Source organism: Okeania sp. SIO2B9 (genome assembly GCF_010672505.1).
Classification (GTDB): Bacteria; Cyanobacteriota; Cyanobacteriia; order Cyanobacteriales; family Microcoleaceae; genus Okeania; species Okeania hirsuta.
The window spans coordinates 1-4,213 of sequence record NZ_JAAHGK010000661.1 but is presented as its reverse complement, the minus strand read 5'-3'; the positions used below and the strand labels follow the sequence as shown (position 1 = coordinate 4,213).

The following is a 4,213-nucleotide window of genomic DNA, read 5'->3' as shown; positions in this document are numbered from 1 at the left end:
AAATATGTTAATTGAGTTACCTGCTCTGATGTAAATTCTTTTAATTCTATGGGTAAACCTACATTAAAAGGAGATTGATAAATATCTAATTTGCCATGATATTCTGTGGAATAAGCAATTACCATTCTGAGATTTCCCCAAATTTCAAAATTATTACTTTCTTCATACCAACTTCTTAACATGGTAAAAAAGTTTTTAGATATTTCTGGGTAGTTGAAAATTTCATCGACTTCATCTAATAGTAATACTAGTTTTTTTTCTAAATGAAATAACAAGGCTTTCAATTCTTGAGTACAAGATATTTTTGCATTATCATCATCCCAGGAATTTCCCTCTGGCGCATCAGTAAATCGACTTTTTATATTTTTATTAAATGCTTTGATGAAACTATTAATATTGCTGATATTTTGGGGTTCAATCAGAGTGTCAAATCTCAAATAAACAGGAATATAATTATTTTGATTAGCTTGGGCTTGTATCCGTTGAAGTAGAGAAGTTTTACCCATTTTTTTCGGTGCTTTTATTCTGACTAAAGAACCTGGTTTTTCTATTTCTCCGTAACATTCAGACTCCACAGAACAACGTCTAATTCGATAACGTTGTATATAAAAAGGAGAATCTAATTTTTCTGGTCTACCAGGAATAACAACTTGACTGATATGAAAACCATAATAATTCCGTAACTCATCACTAACTAAATCAGGTTTATATTGGCTAAATATTTTCACTAAATATTCTTCCCGCTCCAGACTAGATTCTGAATAGTTGAATTTAGCAGCGATCGCTTTTAATTTTCGACCTACATTAGATTGGTCACAATTCATTATCTGAGCAATTTGTTGATATTTTTGATTCGATAAACGCAAGTGCAGTATTTGTTTTTCACTTTCTGGCAAATGAGAGTATATGTGGTCAAATATTTCTTTATTCATGATTTTTATTCAAGCTTCACTATCTCTGGTTATTGATATAACGATAACTTAATATTATGTCCGGTTAAATAGTTATAAATAACTACGGAGGAGTGGGAAGAAGAAGGAAGAGTAGAAGAAAGTTTTTTTATCACTAATTATCGGGACATGATATGATGAATTCTTACAGCATCAAGGGATGAAAAGCGATAATATTCAAATTATAAGTAATCCTAAATATGTTCTGAAAAAAAATCTGAGAATTAGTAAATAGGCAACAAATATCAGAATTTCATAGTTTTTATTTGTTCTTATAGCATTTCTCGGACTCATGAGGTACACCTAATACCAATTCAAAAAAAAATGTTACGAATAGTAAGAAGAACAAAAAGACAAATGCAGGATATGCCATTTGACAAAAAGGATGATTTATCACCTAAAAAATGGTATTTAAGCCATTGATTTTGACTCCTAATTCCTGACTCCTAACTTCCCCTCCCCTCCTGGGAGGGGTTAGGGGTGGGTTGGGAGGGGCACGCGGGTGGGTTGACTCCTAAGAAATATCCTAGCTATTTGTAGGAAAAATTTATCAATTTGGTATAATACACCTTATATTTAACTCCTAACTCCTGACTCCTGACTCCTGACTCCTGTCTCCTGACTCCTAAAGCTAAAAAATTTTGTACCTCACAAGTATGGGAAGTGCTATATATTTTTTACAAATTATTTAGGATTGCTATATAGTAGCTAATATATTTTCATGTCTTTTAAGTAGAAATGTGCTGATATTTAATCTTTAGATATTTCTGGATCAAATACTACAATGTGAATTAATTTACACAAAAAATTATGTTCCTGCCCTGAACGTGCAAAAAAATACACATTGACAATTGTGGAATGGTTTTTGAGGTTTGTTTAAAATTAAACGTGCAATTTAATGCAATTTTTTGTTAGACCAAATCTACCTGGATGAGGATTATTTGTAATGGAACAAGGTTGAGACACAAACTATTCTAATTAACCTATTCCAACAACTAATCTACTTTTACTATTTTGCAGGAGTCAAATAATGCAAGTTCTACTAAAAATATCACAAAACTGTCTAAATCTAATCAAAAAATGGGAAGAATTATATCTTGATGCTTATCTAAACCCAGTAGAAATATGGAGTATTGGTTATGGAACCACCGAATATCCTGATGGCAAAAAGGTCAAACAAGGAGATGAAATTAGCATACAGCAAGCCAGAAAATTCCTTCAATATAAAGTCGATCAAGTTACTGATGAAGTTAATCAATTAATTAAAGTTTCTCTTAGCCAAAACCAGTTTGATGCTTTAATATCTTTCTGTTATAACGTAGGAATTACTACATTTAAATATAGCACTTTGCTAGAAAAACTCAATCAAGGAGATTATCAAAGTGCTGCTAATGAGTTTCCCAAATGGAACAAGATTATGGTTAATGGAGTAAAAACAATATTGCCTAGTTTAGTTGACCGTCGGGATGATGAAAGAAATCTTTTTTTAAGCAATAATTTCACCAGAAATAATGAATTATCATGTCTAGCTGGATTAGGATTATTTGACCCTATGGCAGTAATCTTGAAACCCTCACATTAGACATCTCAGAAAAAGATATAGACTTTTTGCAGATAGTAGGCAATAGGGAACAGGGAACAGGGAATAGATTTTCAGCGAAAATGTACAAAAAATGATTTTGTAAGTGACTTTTACAACTCTAGCTTATCTTAAATAAAGAGCAAGTTTATTTTCTAGAGATGTCTATTTAGTCAATGCATAAATCAAAAATTGTATTAGTAGGATAAACTATTTTCATCCAACAAAGCCGATACAAACTATTCTCATTAACCTGCTTCAGCAACTAATCTACCCTCACTATTTTTTTCGGACGTTTTATGTCAATAATTTCCGCTCAATCACTTCTTATAATTTGTGCAGTTCCAATGATTTTTGGGCAAATTGCATAACCAAAAAATCACGATAGATAAGTATAGGTAGAACAGAAAAGGTCAGGATCAATTCACCTGACATTAGCAACTAATCTACCCTGACTATTTTTAAGGATTCCAATCATGAATAATACCAGATTTCCTGACTCAAAACTGCTTGATTTTGTTAAGTATTATGATAGTAACAACCCCAACCATCGTAATGCTTTCCTGAAAATCGCTTCCTCTTTGCCCGATAACTTTTACAATAACGATGCAGAGTGGGTAAAAATTTACCGTTCTCACCCTGCTAAAAAAATTGGTCGTTCCTCTGCTGGAGTAAGTCTAGATGTCACTTACTTTTCTCAGGGTGACAACTATCGCGATGCTCATCGCACTTGTTTTTCTTCTTCTTGTGCGATGCTGTTAAATTATCTCCGACCTGGAGTCATCAGGGGTGATGATGATTACGTTCGTGAAGTTTTCAACAGAGGAGACACTACTGACTCCTGGGTTCAAATTCAAACTCTGCGACACTTTGGAGTTACTGCTGATTTTGTTCAAAACGCAAATAATAATACTCTCAAGAAGTACCTCAACCGAGGCATTCCTGTTCCCTGTGGGATTCTTCACAAAGGCTCTTCTAATAACCCATCGGGTGGAGGCCACTGGATTGTAGTTATTGGTTATGAAGATGACAAAAATACTCCAGGTGGGGGATATTGGGTAGTTAACGATCCCTGGGGGGAGATAGATCATGCCAGTGGCACTTACATTTCCGAAAATGGTAAAATGTTGAAATATTCTTATAGTCTGATGAACGCCCGTTGGACTGTGAGTAATAGTACCGATGGATGGTGTGTTTTGGCCAAATCTTGGATTGATTGAAGAAGGAGTCAGGAGACAGCAATTCTGGAGACAGAATCAATATTCGTGGGGATAGTCTCCGACACGCCACTTCGTGTCTACAAAACCCCAACCAATTGTGGATACCACGGGTTATGGGTCGCGCAACCCCGCCTTTTAAGGCGAAATATTTTTGGAGCGAAGCTCAAATCCCCTACTTCCCCTCCTGGCTCCCCTCCTGGCTCCCCTCCTGGGAGGCAGGGCTAATTCATTGTCGCCAGAGAAAAATATTGAGGAGTACAATGATTGGTGTCAAGTATTGAGTGAAGCCAAATATTCTCTATTTAGGGCTTAGATAGAAATGAACTTGTTACAAATTTTGGCCCAGTTACCAGATTTTCGAGCTGCCAGAGGGAGACGTTATCCATTATGGTTAGTATTACTGTTAGTAATTATGGGTACAATGAGCGGTTGTTTCTCCTATTGTGCCCTAGAAGATTTTGCTC

At 35.0% G+C, this 4,213-nt stretch carries 5 protein-coding genes; 4 read left to right on the top strand and 1 reads right to left on the bottom strand.

All coding sequences use genetic code 11. The features are described from left to right. On the bottom strand, nt 1–932 hold a 932-nt coding region (locus tag F6K13_RS21075; protein WP_287288277.1), incomplete at its 3' end, for an AAA-like domain-containing protein. A gap of 1,048 nt (nt 933–1,980) precedes the next feature. Here F6K13_RS21075 and F6K13_RS21070 point away from each other — a divergent pair. The 4 genes from F6K13_RS21070 to F6K13_RS35300 all read left to right on the top strand — a co-directional run. Next, entirely contained in the window at nt 1,981–2,532 is a 552-nt protein-coding gene (locus F6K13_RS21070; protein WP_287288275.1) for a lysozyme, read from the top strand. A 473-nt stretch (nt 2,533–3,005) separates the two neighbouring features. Beyond that, a complete protein-coding gene (locus F6K13_RS21065) occupies nt 3,006–3,749 on the top strand; it encodes a C39 family peptidase (RefSeq protein ID WP_124143794.1) in 744 nt (247 codons plus the stop codon). Beyond that, nucleotides 3,746–4,030: a hypothetical protein gene (locus tag F6K13_RS21060; RefSeq protein ID WP_287288273.1), complete on the top strand. Its 285-nt coding sequence runs from the start codon at nt 3,746–3,748 to the stop codon at nt 4,028–4,030. The genes F6K13_RS21065 and F6K13_RS21060 overlap by 4 nt, the downstream gene beginning before the upstream one ends. Nucleotides 4,031–4,068: 38 nt before the next feature. Continuing rightward, the coding region (locus F6K13_RS35300; RefSeq protein WP_353734928.1) for a transposase family protein at nt 4,069–4,213 on the top strand (145 nt) is incomplete at its 3' end.

What these genes read in the sequence shown, in the direction of transcription:
- F6K13_RS21070 (WP_287288275.1), top strand. Translation starts at nt 1,981, where the DNA reads ATGCAAGTTCTACTAAAAATATCACAAAACTGTCTAAATCTAATCAAA.
- F6K13_RS21065 (WP_124143794.1), top strand. Translation starts at nt 3,006, where the DNA reads ATGAATAATACCAGATTTCCTGACTCAAAACTGCTTGATTTTGTTAAG.